Raw genomic sequence first — 18,391 nt, 5'->3', positions numbered from 1 at the left:
AAGAGTTTAAGAAATGGCAAATATTGATTTAACAACCAATGGTTGGGTCGATCTTATCTTCGAGGGTAGGAACCAATCCTACGGAGCTTACAAGCTTCGCAGGAACACCCCAAAGAGAAATATCTACTCCATCATCGTTATAGCATTGCTGGCAGTTCTGTTCATCGGTATCTACGTTGCAAAGTCCGCATACGACCAGTACCAGCTGACTCATCAGAAAAACGAGCAAATCACCGAGCTCTCTGCCCTCAACAAGCCCGAGAAAAAGGCTGAAGTGAAGCGCAAAGACATTCAGATTCCTAAAGAGAAACAGGAGGTAGTGCAAGAGGTGAAATCCTCTATCAAATTCACTGCTCCCGTTATCAAAAAGGACAACGAGGTGAAGCCCGAGGACGAAATGAAGACGCAGGACCAGCTGATGCAGACCAACACCGCCATCGGTGCACTTGATGTTAAAGGTAACAGCGACAATGGCGCAGTGCTGCAAGTTGCTCAACGCGTGGCCGACGAACCTGTAAAACCCGACAAACCCGAAGTGGAGAACAAGGTGTTTGACGTGGTAGAGCAGATGCCTTCATTCCCTGGCGGAAATGCCGCCTTGATGAAGTATCTGGGTGACAACATCAAATATCCGGTTGTTGCCCAAGAGAACGGTGTGCAGGGCCGCGTCGTGGTATCCTTTGTGGTTGAGCGTGACGGTTCCATCACCGACGTGAAGGTTGTCCGTTCCGTAGACCCCTCTCTCGACCGTGAGGCTGTACGCGTGGTGAGTACCATGCCGAAGTGGATTCCCGGCAAGCAGAACGGTTCTGCTGTACGCGTGAAGTATAACGTGCCTGTAGCTTTCAGACTGCAGTAATCCTTTATTTATGAGCAAACTCACATCTTACATCATCGTAGGATTAACACTGACCACCGTCCTTTTCTCTTCTTGCCATAACAACAAGAAAGGAAAGGACGGGCGGACAGATACTTATTCATCAGGGGCGATTCACTTCGTCTCTGATGAAAGTTTTAGTCCCCTCATCGAGGAAGAACGCTTTGTCTTCCAAAACGACTACCCCAAGGCCAAAGTGACTCCCATCTATACCAACGAGTCGGAAGCCATCAACAGACTCCTCAATGGCAAGGCATGGCTGGCCTTTACGGCACGCGACTTCAAGCCATCCGAAATCAAAAGCCTGCAAGCTCAGAGCTACAGACCGGTGTCCCTCAAGCTCGCTTACGACGCATTGGCATTCATCGTGAACAAGGCGAACACTGACACCATTATCTCGGTCAAGAACATTGAACACATCATGACCGGCAAAGCCACCCGGTGGAGCGACCTCTTCAAAGGCTCCCGGCGCGGCACCATCACCGTGGTATTCGACAATGCCAAGTCGAGTACCGTCCATTACGTAGAAGATTCCATCCTCGGCGGCAAAGCCATCTCCAATCCGCATGTGGCCGCTGTCAACAAAACTGCCGAGGTGATCAAATACGTCGAGCAGAATCCGGGGGCCATCGGCATCATCGGCAACAACTGGCTCAACGACAAGCACGACTCCACCAACCTGACATTCAACAAAAACATCCGCGTGATGAGCGTGAGCCGTATCCATCCGGCCACGCCGACGAGCGGCCGAAAACCCTACCAGTATTACATCTATAACGGTGAGTATCCCCTCATCCGTACGGTCTACGCCCTTCTCAACGACCCTCGCCAAGGACTGCCATGGGGCTTTGCCCACTTCATCGAGGGGCCCAAGGGACAGCGTATTGTCATGAAAGCCGGACTGCTTCCCGTATTGGGCAACATCAATATCCGGGATGTTAATGTTAGTCAATAATTGAAACTATTCGCTTCCGGCATCGTCACAAGAGCAGACACCACATCCAAGGGGCCGTGTAGCATACCCCATCCACATGGTGGCAACGAAAGAAATAGAATCAAAGGTCAAAGTTTTAAATACAAAGAATTATGAAAGCAATCAAATATGTATTGATGGGCACGCTGATGTTATCAGCTGTCCCGACGATGGCACAGCAGGACAACAAAGCCATCATTGAACAGGCCACCAAGATTATCAAGAGCAAAGGCGCCGATTACAACAATCAGGTGAAGCAGCTCTACAAGGACAACAAGAAGAATCCAGAGGTGCTTGTGGGTATCGGCAAGGCCATGCTTGCGGAGAAAGATACCGCCAACGCCCTGAAGTTCGCAGACTACGCTTTGGCCAAGGACGGCAAGTACGCCAAGGCTTTCCTGCTCAAGGGCGACATCGCCGTGATGAAAGACGATGCCGGCAGTGCTGCCGAGAACTATCAGCAAGCCAAGTATTTCGATCCGAAAGATCCCGACGGCTACTACAAGTATGCCATGATTCTGCGCGGGCGCAGCCCCGAAGAAGCCGTTGCCAACCTCGAAGAGCTCCGCACCCAGCGTCCCGACTACCCTGTCGATGCACTCTGCGGCCGTGTCTACTACATTGCACAGAAGTATGAGAACGCCGAGAAATACTACGACAAGGTGACCGACAGGAGCAAACTCGAGGACGAAGACATCACCTATTACGCCATGACCACCTGGCTGCTCGGCAAGCGCGAGAAGAGTGTAGACATCTGCAAGATGGGCCTCAGCCGCGACCCGCGCCGCTCGGGCTGGAACCGCATCGCATTTTACAGCTACACTGACCTGAAGAATACCAATGAAGCCCTCGACTATGCCGACCGTCTGTTCAACAAGAGCGACAGCGCACACTACATCGGCGAGGACTACGTGTACTACGGCACGGCCCTGCAACAGGCCGAACGCTGGGACGATGCCATCAAGGCATACGAGCAAGCCATTGAGCTCAGCAAGGACAACAGCAAGCAGGTGGCCATTATCGATAAGAACCTCTCCGACATATATCTGAAGAAAGGCGACTTCAACAATGCCGTAACCTACTTTGAGAAGTCGCTCGCCGGCAAGGACAAGAAGACCGCCGACGACTTCGACAACCTGGCTTCACTCTATACCGAGATTGCCACACAGAAGACCCAGGCAGACGATGCCGCCGGTGCCGCAGAGGCTTATCGGAAAGCCGACCAAGTGTACAGCGAGTACGTACAGGCCTATCCCAACTATCAGAACTGGTGCAACTACATGCGCGGCCAGGTGAATGCCAACCTCGACCCGGACAGCAAGCAGGGATTGGCCAGGCCTTACTACGAGGCACTCGCCAACTCCTTAGAGACAAAGGCTGAGCGCAGCAACAGCGAGAACGCCATGCTGAAGCAGGCTTATCTCTACATGATTGTCTATAACTTCAACGTGAAGCAGGACAAGGAGAACGCCAAGGTCTATGCCAACAAGATGTTGGCCATCGACCCGGAGAACGAGATTGCCAAGCAGGTCGCTGCCATGTAGGTCAATACAACCCATATAACCTTTCAACACAGAGATGAATCCCCCACTCCCAACCATCAAGGGAGAACAGCAAGCAGGGGCACGCCGCAGTTGCGGCGTGCCCCCTTTCATTGCAGCCAGACAAGATTTTACGCACAAGCACGCTCCAAACCCGGTTCCTCACAGCATGTAGACACAAAAATCCTCACTCACGGCCTGTTGCCATAAGTGAGGATAACTTCCAATTACCCTTTAACTACGCCCTCGGACAGAGGGCCTTGTGCCTTACTCGGGCAGACTGATTGCCTCCTGAGGACATACAGAAGCGCAGGTACCGCACTCCGTGCACTCATCGGCATTGATGGAATAGATGTCGCCCTCTGAGATTGCGCCAACGGGGCACTCGTCAATACATGTTCCACATGCTACACAGTCGTTGCTAATTACGTAAGCCATAGTTCTTGTTTTTTATTGTTTATAATGTTTTTGTAAACGTATGTATCACGCAGGCTCATCATGGAATACCTACTTTTGTACACCGCAAAGGTAGGAAAAAGATTCGGAATACCTACTAATGAGGAGCCGTTTTTTTGATATTTAAACTTAATCTAACCTGTTGCAGGGCATTCCCTCTACCCCGTTCCGGCAATAAAAAGCCGTCTGCGCCGTTATCTCCATATATGAGACGACTGCTTATCACGCTTTGCGCCCTGCTCCAGCTCGGCACCACGCTTGCACAGGAACGGACGGTTCAGAACCGTCCTTATACCGACCTGCGTCCTTTCCACTTCGGCATTCTGGTGGGCGGCCACCTGCAAGACCTTGAGTTCAACAACGTGGGGCCACAGCTTGTCACCCTCGACGACGGCTCACAGCAGCAATATCTCATCACCGCCGACCAGGACCGCTGGGACGACGGCTTCCAAGTGGGTGTGCTGGGCGAGCTCCGTCTGAGCAGCACTTTCCAGTTCCGCATGGCCCCCGCTCTCTATTTCGGCTCACGCCACATCTATTTTCACAACATGGACGCCCAGTCCAACGAGTCGCTCATCACCCGCGCGCAGACGCTCAAGACGGCCTATGTCAGTTGCTCCCTGGACCTGATTGTCGGTGCCCAGCGGTTCAACAACCACCGTCCATACGCCATGATAGGCCTCAGCCCCGCCATCAATCTCAGCGGACTGGCCGACGACTACCTCAGACTGAAACGCTACGACCTCTTCTTCGAGGCCGGCTTGGGCTGCGATTTCTACCTGCCTTTCTTCAAAATCCGACCTGAACTGAAATTCATGTTCGGGCTCACCAATGCACTCGACATCGACCACGCCAACCAACTCAAGGACAAGGCCATGATTCCCTACAGCCGGTCGGTGAATCAGGCCAAGTCCAAGATGATTGCGCTGACATTCTATTTCGAGTAGTCCCCCACCCTTTCTACCGCCGGACTTTCGGGGCCGGCATCATCGTAAGCGTCATCTTGCCGATGAAGATGCCGTGCTTGCCGTTCTGGTCCACGGGAATCTCCTTGCCGTCCAGATTCTTCACATAGCGCAGCGTCTTGAAATAGGTGTGCGAATGGCCGCCCAACACCAGATCGATGCCACGCGTGCGGCTCACGAGCAGCGGGTCGCCCATGCCCTGTTCTTCCCATCCCAGATGCGAAATGCAGACCACCAGGTCGCACTTCCGGCGGTGCAGCTCGTCGGCCATGCGCTGTGCCGTCTCCACCGGGTCCAGGTATTTCGTCTCGCCATAGTTCTTGCGATCCACCAGTCCGTCCAGCTCGGGCGAGAGGCCGAACACGCCAATCCTCAGGCCTTCACGCTTCAGGATGATGTAGGGCTTCACCAGTTTGTCCAGCCCGTACTGGCTAAACTGATAGTTGGCACACACGATGGGGAAGTTCAACGCCGCAAAAACGCGGGCCATGTTCTCCAGTCCGAAGTCGAATTCGTGGTTGCCTATCGTGCCGGCATCGTAGTGCATTTGGTTCATCAACCCCACTTCCACATCGCCTTTGAACAGTGTGTAGTAGGCCGATCCTTGGCAAAAGTCGCCGCTGTCGAAGAGCAACAACCCCGGTTCCCGCCGTCGTTCCTCCTCCAACATGGCGATGCGACGCAGGAAACCCGCCCGGCCGGCCAGCATGGTATCGGCCAGATGCTCGCTCAGCGGCATGATGCAGCTGTGCGTATCGTTGGTGTGCAGCACCACCAGCCGCTTCTGCGCCCACACCATCGTGGCCACGAGGCACAGCCCCACGGCCACCATCATTCTCCGAATGCTCTGTATTCTATTGTTCCTCATGAGTTTTCCACCTTGATTCGTCCCTCAATCCTGCTGTCCACCACGATACCTTTCCGGGTCTGTTCCCTGAAAAAATCCATGATGAGAAAGCGCACATTGTTCTTCTCGCCCTTGGGTAGCACCACGTCTGTACCGCTCTTGAAGGCGGTCATCTGGTCGTTGCCGTGCGACAGATAGTCGAGCGTGACCACCCGATACGTCCGTGCCGGGTCTATGGGCTGCCCGTTGAGCCGGGCACTCACCAGCTTGCCACTGCGCGTGATGACCAGCTCCACACCGTGGCTCACACCCTCGCCGCCGCGTGCGGCCATCTGTCCAAAGAGCTCCGTCACCTTGTCTCCGGAGAGCGAGAGGAAGCAGATCTTATTCTCGAACGGGGCCACGTCGAGCACGTTGCCATAGGTCACCTTGCCCTGTGCAAAGGCAGCGCGGATGCCGCCCATGTTGTAAACGGCAAAGTCGGGCCGCTCCTGGAATCGCGGGCCGCACCACATCAGAATGTCGGGCAGCAGGTTCGACAGCTCGCTCTCCGGCTGGTGGGCAGCCATGTAGCGTGCCACCGTGCCAACCACCGGGCTCATGATGCTGTCCACTTGGTGGCGGTATGGAGCCAGAAAGGCCGCCGCCTGGCCGTCGGGATGCGTGTCATAGCGGCTGTCCACCACAATACGCGTCCGTGTAATGCCGCTCATCTCGTAGGGCGTATGGCAGCTGGCCACCATCAGAACCGCGGCAAGCAGCCCCATGGATAATCCTTTTTTCTTCATATAAGCTGTATTTAAATGCGTGCAAATATAAGTTTTTTCAGTGAAAAGAGCAAGTTTTCACCGTGCTTTTCGGCACCGCACGGCAGGAGAACTCACTTTTCGGCCCTCCTTCGCCACATTTTGCACCGACAGCACAGCCATGCCAAGCCGTCGTGCAGGGTGTTGGGAACGAAACATGCGGCGTGCGACGCAAGGATGTACAAATGTTAAAAACCAAAGAAATCGGCGGCCCCATCCCTTTATTCAACCGAAAAGCCGTACCTTTGCACCGCTTTTCGGCCTAACCGCTGGTTGGAGGACGAGTCTCCAGGCCATGTTGGGTTGGAACGACAAACAATTTTTAATAATCAAAGAAATGGATTTAATTAAAGTTGCAGAGGAAGCATTTGCAACCGGCAAGCAGTTCCCTGCCTTCCGTGCAGGTGACACGGTCACTGTCGCTTACAAAATTGTCGAGGGTACCAAGGAGCGCATTCAGCTCTACCGCGGTGTGGTCATCAAGGTTAATGGCCATGGCGACAAGAAGCGCTTCACCGTTCGCAAGATGTCGGGCACCGTGGGCGTGGAGCGTATCTTCCCCATTGAGTCTCCGGCTATCGACAGCATCGAGGTGAACAAGCGTGGCAAGGTGCGTCGCGCCAAGCTGTACTATCTGCGCAAGCTCACTGGCAAGGCTGCCCGCATTCAGGAGAAGCGCACGCTGACTACCAACGCCTGACCCTGCCTCTACCCCTCCCTGCCGGGAGGGCGGCAAGCCAGCCAAGACATAAAAGGCCCGCCTCCATGACTGGAGGCGGGCCTTTTTGTCGGGCGGGCACAGCGCAGAGGCTGCGCGATTGCGGCGAAAACGCCATGCGATTGCACCGCAAACGGCGGGCGATCAGGCCGTAAACGCCAGGCGTTTACGGCGCAACGGCGAGGCCCCGACCCTATAGACGCGCGTCCGCCCCGCCATAACGGCGGGCCGACGGCTCAGGGCTTCGGCTCTCTGTCCTCGTAGTTGATGGAGGCATCGGCATCGCCGCGCAACGCCTCGTTCAGGTCGCGCCAGTCCTGAAAGCCGGCAAAGAGCGCCAGCCGGTCCAGTGTCTCGGCCGAAAGCCGCCGCCGCCCGGTAGTGAACTCCCACAACTTGCGCAGCGAAGCTGCACTCAAGTTCACATGGTGCCGGGCAAGGGCCGTCGACACCCGGTCCAAATCGGCCACCAACTGCCGGGGCTCCTGCCTCATCTTCTTCCCTATTTCTGCGAGAAGGAGTTTCAAATCGTGCTTCATTCTCTATGCTTGCTACCGAAACCGGCGCCCTCGCCCACGGCCCGACCGGCCCGGCGGGCTGCGGTTCCGTCTCCTTTTTCCGGCTGCAAAGTTACGAATAAATTCAGAGAGCCGGCGTCGAATCACGGAATTTTCACTACCTTTGCGGCAGGATTTCTAAACCACGCTATCATGAAAGAATACGCACTCAAGTACGGATGCAATCCGAACCAGAAGCCTGCCCGCATCTATATGGAGCAGGGGGAACTGCCCGTCACGGTCATCAACGGCCGCGCCGGCTACATCAACTTCCTCGATGCCCTGAACAGCTGGCAGCTGGTCAAGGAGCTCAAGGCTGCCACCGGACTGCCCGCCGCCGCCAGTTTCAAGCACGTATCGCCGGCCGGGGCGGCCGTGGGACTGCCCCTCAGCGACACGCTGAAGAAGATTTACTTCGTGGACGACGTAGACTTCGAGCTCACTCCCCTGGCCAATGCCTATGCCCGCGCCCGCGGTGCCGACCGCATGTGCTCGTATGGTGACTTCTGTGCGTTGAGCGACACCTGCGACGAGACCACGGCCCTGCTCATCAAGCGCGAGGTGAGCGACGGCGTCATTGCCCCCGGATACACCCCCGAGGCCCTGAAGATTCTCCGGGAAAAGCGCAAGGGCACCTACTGCGTCATCCAGGTGAATCCCGACTACGTGCCCGCCCCCATCGAGCGGAAGCAGGTGTTTGGCGTAATTTTCGAGCAGGGACGCAACGAGGTGGACCTGAACGACGCGGCCCTTTTCCAGAACATCCCTACGCAAAACAAGACGTTCACGCCCGAGGCCCTGCGCGACCTGAAGATTGCTCTCATCACTCTGAAATACACGCAGAGCAACTCCGTGTGCTACGTCAAGGACGGACAAGCCATCGGCATCGGGGCCGGACAGCAGAGCCGCATCCACTGCACGCGACTGGCGGGCAGCAAGGCCGACGAGTGGTGGATGCGCCAAAGCCCCAAGGTGCTGGCCTTGCCGTTCAAGGATAAGATTCGCCGCGCCGACCGCGACAACACCATCAACGTGTATCTTTCCGAAGAAGCCGACGATGTGCTACGCGATGGGGCCTGGCAACAGTTCTTCACCGAGCAGCCCCAGCCCTTTACCCGCGAGGAGCAGAAAGCCTGGATTGCCCAGAACACGGGGGTGGCCCTCGGCTCGGATGCTTTCTTCCCCTTCGGCGACAACATTGAGCGCGCCCACAAGAGTGGCGTGGAATACATCGCGCAGGCCGGCGGCAGCATCCGCGACGACCATGTGATCGACACCTGTGACAAGTATGGCATCGCCATGGCTTTCACGGGCGTGAGGCTGTTCCACCATTGAGCAATTCAAAATTCAGAATTCAAAATTCAAAATTTGGCCCTCCGGCACCTTGGGCTGTAGCTCTTTTGAACCGATGTACTCTGGATTTTGAATCAAAGGAGTACTGTCAAAGCGAACACCGCACAGCCAATTTTGAATCTCGGGCTATATCTGTAGAGACAAGAAAACCAAAGGGAAGAAAAACGGTGCGACCAATTTTGAATTTTGAATCCTGAATTTTGAATTGAGCTTCACGGAGTGAAGCAAACACCGCGAAGCCAATTTTGAATTTTGAATTATGAATTTTGAATTTAAAAAAAATGGATGATTTCGACAAGATTCTCGAGGGCGGTATCACCTTCAAGGGCGCACCCAAAGACGGGCCCAAGGATGAAAAGGTGAAAACCAAGGCCAAAAAGAAGAAATATATCACCGGGGCCCATGGCTCCGGATCGGCCATGCAGAAAGCCAAGTACCGAAAACAGCGGGCCAACCGCAAGTCGCAGAAAAAATAAAAAACAGCGACAGCAGACAGCTGCAAGCCAAGAAAGAGGAATAAAAACGCTTCCGACGGACGGCTGCAAGCCACAGAAGAGAAACAAAAAACGGCTACAGCAAACAGCTGCAAGCCAAAAAGAGGAATAAAAGTCTGCTTCGGCAGACCACCGCGGACGGGCAGCGTCAGTTCTTTTTGGAACTCACGCTGCCCTTGCTACCAAGTACCAGCATAGTGGCCTGGAGCTTCTTCTTCGCATGATCGAAGAGCACGGCGGGATTGAGCCGGCGGCCTTTGAACTTCACCTCGAAGTGCAGGTGCTCGGTGGTGGCGCGGCCGGTACGGCCGGTGAGCCCGATGACCTGCCCGGCTTTCACCTTGTCGCCCGCCTTGACCAGGTTCTTGCTCTGGTGGCTGTAGAGTGTCTCGAAACCGTAGGCATGGCGAATGGTGATGCAGTTGCCATAGCCGGCAAAGGGGCCGGAGCGCACCACCACCCCGTCGAACGCAGCCAGAACGTTGTCGTTAGGGCGTGTCTTGATGTCCACGCCCGAGTGATGGCGCGCGCCGCCGTAGGGACTGATGACATGACTGCCCGGCAGAGGATAGGCCCAGCGGTCTTTGCCGATGGCCTCCAAGTCGAGCTTGAACGTGGCGCTCTTCAGGAACGGGTCTTCCTCCACCTCGTCGGGATCCAGACTGATGCTCTTGCACTTTTCCGCCTTCACCACCGTCACCTCCACGCGGTTACCCGCCTTGCGGCACTGCACAACGGCACGACGCAGCCGGTGGCTGCCGGGATCGAGAATGATGGACGGGTTGATCCAGCCACCGTTGACCATGAGGGCAAACAGACAGTACACTTTCTCGTCGGTGCCGCCTACGATAGCCACCGTCTGGCCGGCGCGGACGCGCTGCCCCACCTTGACCAGATTCTGCGCATTATAGCCGTAGACCGTCTCCAGTCCGTTGTCGTGACGGATGACGACCACATTGCCATACTGCGGAGTCTTACGCGACATGCGCACCACGCCACCGAACATCGCTTTCACGGCATCGCCCTTGGCGGTGACGATTTCCAGTGCCTGACCGTTCACCACTGCGGCCTTGCCCACAGGCAACGGAAAGGCATACTCATTGTCCTTGAGGATATTAAAATCTATGGTAAACGCCTGACTGCGCTCAAAAAGCCGCGGCGTGACGACACTGATTTGCTGTTGCTCGGCTGCGGTGAATACGGCAGGCTGCTGCGCCAGAGCCTCGGAGCCCATGGCAAGAAAGAGGGAGGTCAGGAGTAGGTTTCGTAAATGTATCATTGTGAAAGGGGTTTAGGTCTTGGCAAATATGTCTTGGGATGTGGGCAGTACGGGGCGTTGCGCCTCAGTGCAGGACGATACCGGTGTAGATGCGCCCCGAAGCCGTACCCAGCCGGCGGGCCGAGAAATAATCGTCCACCCGGTCGTAGGTGCAGATGCCGCTCATCGTGATGTGTTCGGCATGCAGTCCGGCCTGTTCCAGTTGCAGCCGGTTGCAGAGCGGCAGGTCGATGTGCCACTTGTCTTGTCTGCGGGCAATGCGCGCCATGTCGTGGCCGGCCTGTGCAAAAGCGTCGTAAACTTCCTGCCCCACCTCGAAGCGGGCCAGCGAAATGCCGGGGCCGATGACGGCCACGAGGTCTTGCGGCTGCGTGTGGTAGGCCTCGTTCATCCGGCCCACCGCCCGTGCCGCGATGCGCTGCGCGGTGCCCCGCCAGCCGGCGTGGATGGCAGCCGCCGCATGATGGGCGCGGTCATAGAGCAACACGGGGATGCAGTCGGCCGTGGAAACGCCGATGCAGGTGCCGCGGCAGTTGGTGAGCAGCGCGTCGGCCCCCTCCAAAACAGCGGTTCGCGCCTCGGCCGACAGACCGAAAAGCGACTCGTCCACAACCCTGCACACCGTGCCGTGCACCTGATGGGGAACCACCAGCCGCGACTCGGCTACACCCAGCGACTCGGCCAGCAAGCGGCGGTTGGCCGCCACATGCTCGGGCGCGTCGCCGCAGTAGGGATTGATATTCATCCGCCCGTAGGCTCCCCGGCTGTAGCCGGCGCGCCTTGTGGTCGAGAAAGCCGTGACCGCAGGGCCGGCCAAATCATACCTGGTCAGCACGGGACTCATCGCTCCTCCTCCGGGTCGTACACCTCGTAGGCGTCGGAATCGTCAACGTCTTCCAGCTCGTCCTCGTCCAGATATTCGATGTCTTCCTCGTCGGCCCCCTCGTCGTGCAGCTCCGTTTGGAAGCTCGACATGTCCTTGTCGCGGTGCACCAGCGTGTCCTCCGAGGTGATGTTTTGCAGTTTGTTGCTCGCGCTGTTCAGTTCGCGCCAGAGCGTATCCTTGAGTTCGTCGAGTCCATAGCCCGATACCGCGGAGATGAACACCACGGGCAGGTCGGTGGGCAAAGTCTCGCGGAGCATCTCGATAAGCTCTTCATCGAGCAGGTCGCTCTTGGTAACGGCCAGCACGCGGTGCTTGTCGGCCAGCTCAGGATTGAACTCCCGCAACTCGTTGAGCAGCACCTCGTAGTCGTGTTTGATGTCGTGCACGGCCTCATCGGTGTCGCCCGGCACCATGAAGAGCAGCAGCGAGTTGCGCTCGATGTGGCGCAAGAAGCGCAGACCCAGGCCCCGGCCGCCGCTGGCTCCCTCGATGATGCCCGGAATATCGGCCATGACAAACGACTTGCCGTCGCGATAACTCACGATGCCGAGCGAGGGTTCGAGTGTGGTGAAAGGGTAGTTGGCTATCTTGGGACGCGCACTCGACAGGGCCGAGAGCAGCGTGGACTTGCCGGCATTGGGGAAACCCACGAGGCCGACATCGGCCAGGAGCTTCAGCTCCAGTATGACCGTCATCTCCTGCATGGGCTCTCCGGGCTGGGCAAAACGGGGTGCCTGGCGCGTGGCCGTGCGGAACTGGAAATTACCCAGACCGCCGCGGCCGCCCTTGAGCAGCACCACTTCCTGCCCGTCGTAGGTAACATCGCAGACATACTTGCCCGTCTCGGCATTGTAGATCACCGTCCCGCAGGGCACGTCGATGTAGGCGTTCTTGCCGTCGGTGCCGTGGCACTTGTCGCGGCCGCCGTTGCCACCGTGCTCCGCAAAGACGTGCTTCTGGTACTTCAGGTGGAGCAGCGTCCAGTAGTTGTGGTTGCCACGCAGGATGATGTCGCCGCCATGACCGCCGTCGCCACCGTCGGGACCACCGTTGGGCTGGTACTTCACATGGCGCAGGTGCATGGAGCCGCGCCCGCCTTTGCCCGAGCGGCACACGATCTTTACGTAGTCTACGAAGTTGCTTTCCATTCTGTTTTAACTTTGATTTTTGATTTTTGAACTTTGAACTTGATGAAGACGCGGCTGCCAAAGGGCTGCCTACTGATAATGAATGGCTGGTTTTCCGTAGATGTCACGTTGTCAATGTTCAAAGCTCAATGTTCAAATCGAAGCCTTACAGGGCTTCGATGACAGCACTGATGTCGCCAAAAATACGGTCGAGCTCGCCCAGGCCGTCGATGTGATGGTGGATGCCCTCCCGGCGGTACCACTCGATGAGCGGAGCCGTCTGGCTGTGATACACGCCCAAGCGCTTCTTGATGGTCTCCTCGTTGTCGTCGCTGCGACCGCTCTGCTGGCCGCGCAACACGAGCCGTTTCATCAGTTCCTCCTCAGGAACGTCGAGCTCTATCATGGCCGACACTTGGTGGCCACGCTCGGAAAGCATCTGCTTCAAGGCTTCGGCCTGCGGAATTGTACGGGGGAAACCGTCGAAGATGACACCCTTGTGCTCCTTGCCGAAACTGTCGTAAACGCCGGCCAGAATGCTGACCATCAGCTCATCGGGAATCAGCTGGCCGTTGTCAATATAGCCTTTGGCCGTCTTGCCCAGCTCCGTGCCGTTCTTCATCTCGCTGCGCAACACGTCGCCCGTGGAAATATGCTCCAATCCAAACTTAGCGATCATCTTGTCGCTCTGTGTGCCCTTGCCTGAGCCCGGGGCACCGAAAATTACAATATTCTTCATTATCCTTATATAAAACTTGTCTTTCCTCTCGGTGAAGACGGAGAATAGGAGGCTTCGCGCCCGCTACTCCACCACCGCATAGATGTCGCGCAGGTTGCGTCCCTGCTGGTCATAATCCAGTCCATAGCCCACGATGAAGTCGTTGGGAATCTCCATCGCCACGTATTCGATGTTGAGTGGAACCTGCAACTTGCCCGGCTTGAGCAGCAGCGTACAGATGTGCAACGACTCGGGACCGCGTGTGCCCAGCGTCTCGAGCATGCGCTTCATGGTGTTGCCCGTGTCGACAATGTCCTCCACGATAACCACCGTGCGGTCTTTCAGGTCTTCGTTGATGCCTATCACCTCCTTGACTTTGCCCGTGGACACCGTGCCTTGATAAGAAGCCAGCTTGACGAATGAAATCTCACAGGGAATGGTGATGTACCGCATCAGGTCGGCAGCAAACATGAAAGAGCCGTTCAGCACGGCCAAGAGCAAGGGATTCTTGCCGTTCAGGTCGTGATTGATTTTCTCTGCAACCGCCTTGACGCGCCGCTGAATTTCCGACTCGGGAATAAACGTCCTGAACGTCTTGTCCTTGATTTGAACTGTACTCATGGTAAAAACTTTTAATGTAAGCTATGGAAAGGTGTCGTCTGTTCGTTTTTGCAAAATTACGAAAAAGGAACGAAAATGGGCAGACGGCCTCGCATAAATTAAGTAAAATTGCAAAAAACGCTATGCGTCAAACGCTTTATCCAATCTTTTGTTTATCTTTGCAGTGTTATGAAGATACTCACAGCAGCTCAGATTCACGAGCTTGACAAATATACTATAGAGCACGAACCCATCAAGTCGATAGACCTGATGGAGCGCGCTTCCAAGGCCATTACCCATGCCATCATGGAGGAATGGTCGGATCGCACACCGGTCATCGTGTTTGCCGGACCGGGCAACAATGGCGGCGATGCACTGGCCGTGGCCCGAATGCTGGCCGAAGCCAAGTATCAAGTCGGCGTGTTCCTCTTCAACATCCACCGCAAACTGTCCGAAGACTGCGCCGCCAACAAGCAGCGACTCATCGACAGCAAGCGAGGCATCAAGTTCACAGAGATCAGCCTCAACTTCGATCCGCCCGAACTGACAGCCGACACTCTTGTGGTCGACGGGCTCTTCGGGTCGGGCCTCAACAAGCCGCTCATGGGCGGATTTGCCTCGCTGGTGAAATACATCAACCAGAGTCCGGCCCAAGTGGTAAGCATCGACATGCCCTCGGGACTGATGTGCGAGGACAACACCTACAACATACGCACCAACATTATCCGGGCCGACCTGACCCTAACCCTACAACAAAAGAAGCTGGCCATGATGCTGCCCGACTGCCAACCCTACGTGGGGCGGCTCCGGGTGCTCGACATTCGGCTGAGCGAGAAGTATATCCGGCAGGCCGAGGTGTCGTGCCGCATTCTGGAAGAAGAGGAACTGCGTCCCCACCTGCGCCGTCGCGGCGACTTCGTGCACAAGGGTTCCATGGGCAACGCCCTGCTCATTGCCGGCAGCTACGGCATGGCCGGTGCGGCCATTCTGGCCGCCAAGGCCTGCATGCGGGCCGGCGCAGGCAAGGTGACGGTGCACACCCCGAGACGCAACTACGGCATCATGCAGGTTGCCGTGCCCGAAGCCGTGATGCAAATGGACCGCGAAGAGACCATCTTTTCGGACAGTGTGGAGAGCAATGACTTCGATGCTTTGGGCATCGGGCCCGGAATTGGGCAGAGCGAGAACACGGCCATCGCACTCATTGCACAGATTCGACGCACACAGTGCCCCATCGTGGTGGATGCCGATGCGCTGAACATTCTGGCCAGCCATCAAGCCTGGATGCAGCAACTGCCCAAGGGCATCATCATGACTCCACACCCTCGCGAGTTCGACCGCATGGCCGGAAGCGCAAGCAACAGCGACTACGAACGACTCATCCGAGCCCGTCAAATGGCCGAGCATCTGCAGGGATACCTCATCCTGAAAGGGCACTACTCGGCCCTCTGCATGCCCGACGGACACATCATCTTCAACTCCACGGGCAACAGCGGCATGGCAACGGCCGGCAGCGGAGACGTGCTCACGGGCATCATCACCGGACTGCTGGCCCGCGGCTACAACCGCGGCGAGGCCTGTATGCTGGGCATGTACCTGCACGGACTGGCCGGAGACCTGACCGTCAAGGAAGTGGGCAAGGAGAGTCTGGTGGCCGGAGACCTCATCAAGTACCTGCCGCAGGCTTTCAAGAGACTGGAAGACTGACAAGAACCAAGTATTCACAACTCAAAGATTACGATACAGCATGGACATGACAGACAAGAAAACCACCCCCTGTTTCGGTACCCGCGTGCTGGCCGGACTGCTTATACTCTCCGCCAGTACCGTGCCTACCAGCCTCCAGGCACAGTCTGTCGAGGGCACAAGCTACTATCTGCCTAAGACAGCCCTGCGCTACACCATCCAAGTAGAAAAGACCACTTACACTGCCGGACGGCTCGCACCCTACGCCCGCCGCTACCTGAAACAGGACGTGGAGCAGAACTCGGCCACGAGTTACCGCATCATCGGCATCACGACCGACCGGCTGGCCCTGCCCGATACGAGCAAGCGCTTCCAGCTCACCACCGATAAAAAGTACAGCATACACAAGGTGTGCCGTGCCAGCAACGGACAGTTGCTGGCCATCAACGCCGAAGCTGAACCCGCGGCCACCCCGCAGCCCACTTTCACGCCGGCTCCCAAGCCTCAGCCGGTAAACCCCAATGACTTCATGTCCGAGGACATTCTCAATGCCGGCAACCCCGCCAAGATGGCCGAATTGACCGCCCGCGAGATCTACGACATACGCGAGAGCCGGAACCAGCTGAACCGCGGCGAGGCCGACTTCATGCCCAAAGACGGGGCGCAGTTGCGCATCATGCTGGCCAATCTGGACAAGCAAGAGCAGGCGTTGCGCTCGCTTTTCGAGGGCACGGTGACCAAGGACACCACATGGACTTCCATCGACTTCACGCCGACCGCCGAAGGCCGGAGCCTGTTGTTCCGCTTCTCCCAGCACTATGGACTCACCAGCACCGACGACTTGGGCGGCTCACCTTATTATATTCAGGTGGAAGACCTGCACACCGTAGCCCCTCCCACACCCATCGCACCCGGTGAGAAGAAAGAGGACAAGAACGACATCGGTCTGCGTGTATGCCAGCCCGGCAGAATCAGACTGACCGTCAGCGACAGCCAACAACAGATGCTCGCCACAGACGAAGTGCTTGCCCCGCAGTTCGGCACCACCGAATCGCTGAGCGGCGAACTCTTTGGCAAAAAACAATCCACCAGAATTGTTCTTTCGCCACTGACGGGAAGCGTGAAGGCCATCGAGTCTTTCACCCAAAACTAAATGGCAAACGACAGGACGAAATCGCCCGAAAGGATAAACGGATTCTCCCAAACTGCAATGACGCATCCCAATAACAGCCATGCAGTGTCTCCCAAAAGACAATAGAGAATCCAAACAAAGACGATGAAAATCCATAGAAAGGCCGGCCCACTCCTGAGGAGTGGGCCGGCCTTTCTTATTGCGAAGACACACCGTTCGGCGCAGGAACCCCCGCGCCGAACGGGTCTACCTATCAGTCGAGCTGGGCAAGCTTGTTGTCGCTGCCGAGCACATCGGTGATCTTCTCCTTGTACAAGTCGATCATGTAGTTGCGGGCCACCTTGCCATACTGGCGGGGATCGAAGTAGTCAGGGTGCAGGGCCAACGTCTCGCGCACGCCTGCCGTGTAGGCCAGACGGGAGTCGGAGTCGATGTTGATCTTGCAAACCGCACTCTTGGAAGCCTTGCGGAGCTGGTCTTCAGGAATACCAACGGCGTTGGGCAGGTTGCCGCCGTACTTGTTGATGATGTCAACATACTGCTGAGGAACCGAAGAAGAACCGTGGAGCACGATGGGGAATCCGGGGAGTTTCTTCTCAATCTCGGCCAGTACATCGAATGCAAGGGGAGGAGGAACAAGGCGACCGGTCTTCGGGTCACGGGTGCACTGCTCGGGCTTGAACTTGTAAGCGCCGTGGCTGGTACCGATGGAGATGGCCAGAGAATCGCAGCCCGTGCGGGTGGCGAAGTCGATAACCTCCTCGGGTTTGGTATAGTGAGACTCCTCGGCAACCACGTCGTCCTCCACGCCGGCCAGCACGCCGAGCTCGGCTTCAACGGTCACATCAAACTGATGAGCGTACTCCACCACCTTCTTGGTGAGGGCAATGTTCTCCTCATAAGGCAGAGAAGAGCCATCGATCATCACAGAAGAGAAGCCCATGTCCACGCAGCTCTTGCAGAGCTCGAAGCTGTCGCCATGGTCGAGGTGCAGCACAATCTCGGGATGCTTGCAGCCCAGCTCCTTGGCGTAGGCCACGGCGCCCTCTGCGAGATAGCGCAGCAGCGTCTGGTTAGCATAGTTACGGGCACCCTTGGAAACCTGAAGGATAACCGGCGACTTCAGCTCGGAAGAAGCCGAGATGATAGCCTGAAGCTGCTCAAGATTGTTGAAATTGAATGCCGGAATGGCATAACCGCCGCTAACGGCTCTCTTAAACATCTCGCGCGTATTGACGAGACCTAATTCTTTGTAACTAACTGCCATTTTATTATAAGTTTAAAAATGAATAGCCTATACTATTATCCACCTGCAAAAATAACAATTTATTTCCTTACGTCCAAGGCCGCACACGCTTTTTTCGCGCCGTATTCGG

Annotated in this window: 19 protein-coding genes; 9 read left to right on the top strand and 10 right to left on the bottom strand. The window is 56.5% G+C overall.

Annotation, left to right across the window (positions count from 1 at the left end; all coding sequences use genetic code 11):
* The first annotated feature begins 13 nt into the window (after positions 1–13).
* From PREDE_RS01475 to PREDE_RS01465, 3 genes are all read left to right on the top strand, one after another.
* A complete protein-coding gene (locus PREDE_RS01475; RefSeq protein ID WP_005844030.1) occupies positions 14–859 on the top strand; it encodes an energy transducer TonB in 846 nt (281 codons plus the stop codon).
* 10 nt (positions 860–869) lie between these two features.
* Positions 870–1,832 (top strand): PstS family phosphate ABC transporter substrate-binding protein, encoded by a 963-nt coding sequence (locus tag PREDE_RS01470; RefSeq protein WP_005844032.1) that lies wholly within the window; start codon positions 870–872, stop codon positions 1,830–1,832.
* 131 nt (positions 1,833–1,963) lie between these two features.
* Positions 1,964–3,394 (top strand): tetratricopeptide repeat protein, encoded by a 1,431-nt coding sequence (locus PREDE_RS01465; protein WP_005844034.1) that lies wholly within the window; start codon positions 1,964–1,966, stop codon positions 3,392–3,394.
* Between the two features lie 264 nt (positions 3,395–3,658).
* Here PREDE_RS01465 and PREDE_RS13365 read toward each other — a convergent pair whose 3' ends face one another.
* Positions 3,659–3,829: a DUF362 domain-containing protein gene (locus tag PREDE_RS13365; RefSeq protein WP_005844036.1), complete on the bottom strand. Its 171-nt coding sequence runs from the start codon at positions 3,827–3,829 to the stop codon at positions 3,659–3,661.
* Between the two features lie 224 nt (positions 3,830–4,053).
* On the opposite strand from PREDE_RS13365, the gene porT reads away from it, so the two are divergent.
* On the top strand, positions 4,054–4,794 hold the full coding sequence (porT, locus tag PREDE_RS01460) for a type IX secretion/gliding motility protein PorT/SprT (protein WP_005844038.1): 741 nt from the start codon (positions 4,054–4,056) through the stop codon (positions 4,792–4,794).
* 13 nt (positions 4,795–4,807) lie between these two features.
* Here porT and PREDE_RS01455 read toward each other — a convergent pair whose 3' ends face one another.
* Together PREDE_RS01455 and PREDE_RS01450 are read right to left on the bottom strand one after the other, a co-directional pair.
* Positions 4,808–5,680, bottom strand: coding sequence for a bifunctional metallophosphatase/5'-nucleotidase (locus tag PREDE_RS01455; RefSeq protein WP_005844040.1), 873 nt, complete (start codon positions 5,678–5,680; stop codon positions 4,808–4,810).
* A complete protein-coding gene (locus PREDE_RS01450; protein WP_005844042.1) occupies positions 5,677–6,447 on the bottom strand; it encodes a 5'-nucleotidase C-terminal domain-containing protein in 771 nt (256 codons plus the stop codon). Before PREDE_RS01450 ends, PREDE_RS01455 begins: the two co-directional genes overlap by 4 nt.
* Positions 6,448–6,760: 313 nt before the next feature.
* On the opposite strand from PREDE_RS01450, the gene rplS reads away from it, so the two are divergent.
* Entirely contained in the window at positions 6,761–7,165 is a 405-nt protein-coding gene (rplS, locus tag PREDE_RS01445) for a 50S ribosomal protein L19 (RefSeq protein WP_005844044.1), read from the top strand.
* A 254-nt stretch (positions 7,166–7,419) separates the two neighbouring features.
* On the opposite strand, the gene PREDE_RS01440 is transcribed toward rplS, so the two are convergent.
* Positions 7,420–7,722, bottom strand: a complete 303-nt coding sequence (locus PREDE_RS01440) for a hypothetical protein (RefSeq protein ID WP_005844046.1) — start codon at positions 7,720–7,722, stop codon at positions 7,420–7,422.
* On the opposite strand from PREDE_RS01440, the gene PREDE_RS01435 reads away from it, so the two are divergent.
* Positions 7,609–9,075: a phosphoribosylaminoimidazolecarboxamide formyltransferase gene (locus PREDE_RS01435; RefSeq protein WP_262498061.1), complete on the top strand. Its 1,467-nt coding sequence runs from the start codon at positions 7,609–7,611 to the stop codon at positions 9,073–9,075. The genes PREDE_RS01440 and PREDE_RS01435 overlap by 114 nt on opposite strands.
* Positions 9,076–9,374: 299 nt before the next feature.
* Positions 9,375–9,569 (top strand): hypothetical protein, encoded by a 195-nt coding sequence (locus PREDE_RS01430; RefSeq protein ID WP_015298365.1) that lies wholly within the window; start codon positions 9,375–9,377, stop codon positions 9,567–9,569.
* Positions 9,570–9,735: 166 nt separating this feature from the next.
* On the opposite strand, the gene PREDE_RS01425 is transcribed toward PREDE_RS01430, so the two are convergent.
* The 5 genes from PREDE_RS01425 to hpt all read right to left on the bottom strand — a co-directional run bounded on the left by PREDE_RS01425 (position 9,736) and on the right by hpt (position 14,218).
* Positions 9,736–10,866: a M23 family metallopeptidase gene (locus PREDE_RS01425; protein WP_005844054.1), complete on the bottom strand. Its 1,131-nt coding sequence runs from the start codon at positions 10,864–10,866 to the stop codon at positions 9,736–9,738.
* A 64-nt stretch (positions 10,867–10,930) separates the two neighbouring features.
* Entirely contained in the window at positions 10,931–11,710 is a 780-nt protein-coding gene (pgeF, locus tag PREDE_RS01420) for a peptidoglycan editing factor PgeF (protein ID WP_005844056.1), read from the bottom strand.
* Positions 11,707–12,900 carry a GTPase ObgE gene (gene obgE, locus PREDE_RS01415; protein WP_005844058.1) on the bottom strand — a complete coding sequence of 398 codons (1,194 nt, stop codon included), beginning with the start codon at positions 12,898–12,900 and terminating at the stop codon, positions 11,707–11,709. The genes pgeF and obgE overlap by 4 nt, the downstream gene beginning before the upstream one ends.
* A gap of 145 nt (positions 12,901–13,045) precedes the next feature.
* Positions 13,046–13,618 carry an adenylate kinase gene (locus tag PREDE_RS01410; protein ID WP_005844061.1) on the bottom strand — a complete coding sequence of 191 codons (573 nt, stop codon included), beginning with the start codon at positions 13,616–13,618 and terminating at the stop codon, positions 13,046–13,048.
* A gap of 63 nt (positions 13,619–13,681) precedes the next feature.
* Positions 13,682–14,218, bottom strand: a complete 537-nt coding sequence (gene hpt, locus PREDE_RS01405; protein ID WP_005844063.1) for a hypoxanthine phosphoribosyltransferase — start codon at positions 14,216–14,218, stop codon at positions 13,682–13,684.
* A 168-nt stretch (positions 14,219–14,386) separates the two neighbouring features.
* On the opposite strand from hpt, the gene PREDE_RS01400 reads away from it, so the two are divergent.
* Together PREDE_RS01400 and PREDE_RS01395 are read left to right on the top strand one after the other, a co-directional pair.
* Positions 14,387–15,904 carry a bifunctional ADP-dependent NAD(P)H-hydrate dehydratase/NAD(P)H-hydrate epimerase gene (locus tag PREDE_RS01400; protein WP_005844065.1) on the top strand — a complete coding sequence of 506 codons (1,518 nt, stop codon included), beginning with the start codon at positions 14,387–14,389 and terminating at the stop codon, positions 15,902–15,904.
* 40 nt (positions 15,905–15,944) lie between these two features.
* Positions 15,945–17,036 carry a DUF4831 family protein gene (locus PREDE_RS01395; RefSeq protein ID WP_005844067.1) on the top strand — a complete coding sequence of 364 codons (1,092 nt, stop codon included), beginning with the start codon at positions 15,945–15,947 and terminating at the stop codon, positions 17,034–17,036.
* A 232-nt stretch (positions 17,037–17,268) separates the two neighbouring features.
* Here the strand turns inward: PREDE_RS01395 and PREDE_RS01390 are convergent, their stop codons facing one another.
* Positions 17,269–18,282, bottom strand: coding sequence for a class II fructose-bisphosphate aldolase (locus tag PREDE_RS01390; protein WP_005844069.1), 1,014 nt, complete (start codon positions 18,280–18,282; stop codon positions 17,269–17,271).
* Positions 18,283–18,391 lie beyond the last annotated feature (109 nt).

Source organism: Prevotella dentalis DSM 3688 (assembly GCF_000242335.1).
In the GTDB taxonomy this organism is placed as follows: Bacteria; Bacteroidota; Bacteroidia; order Bacteroidales; family Bacteroidaceae; genus Prevotella; species Prevotella seregens.
Note: the sequence above shows the minus strand (reverse complement) of the source record. Positions and strands in the feature narration are given on the sequence as shown.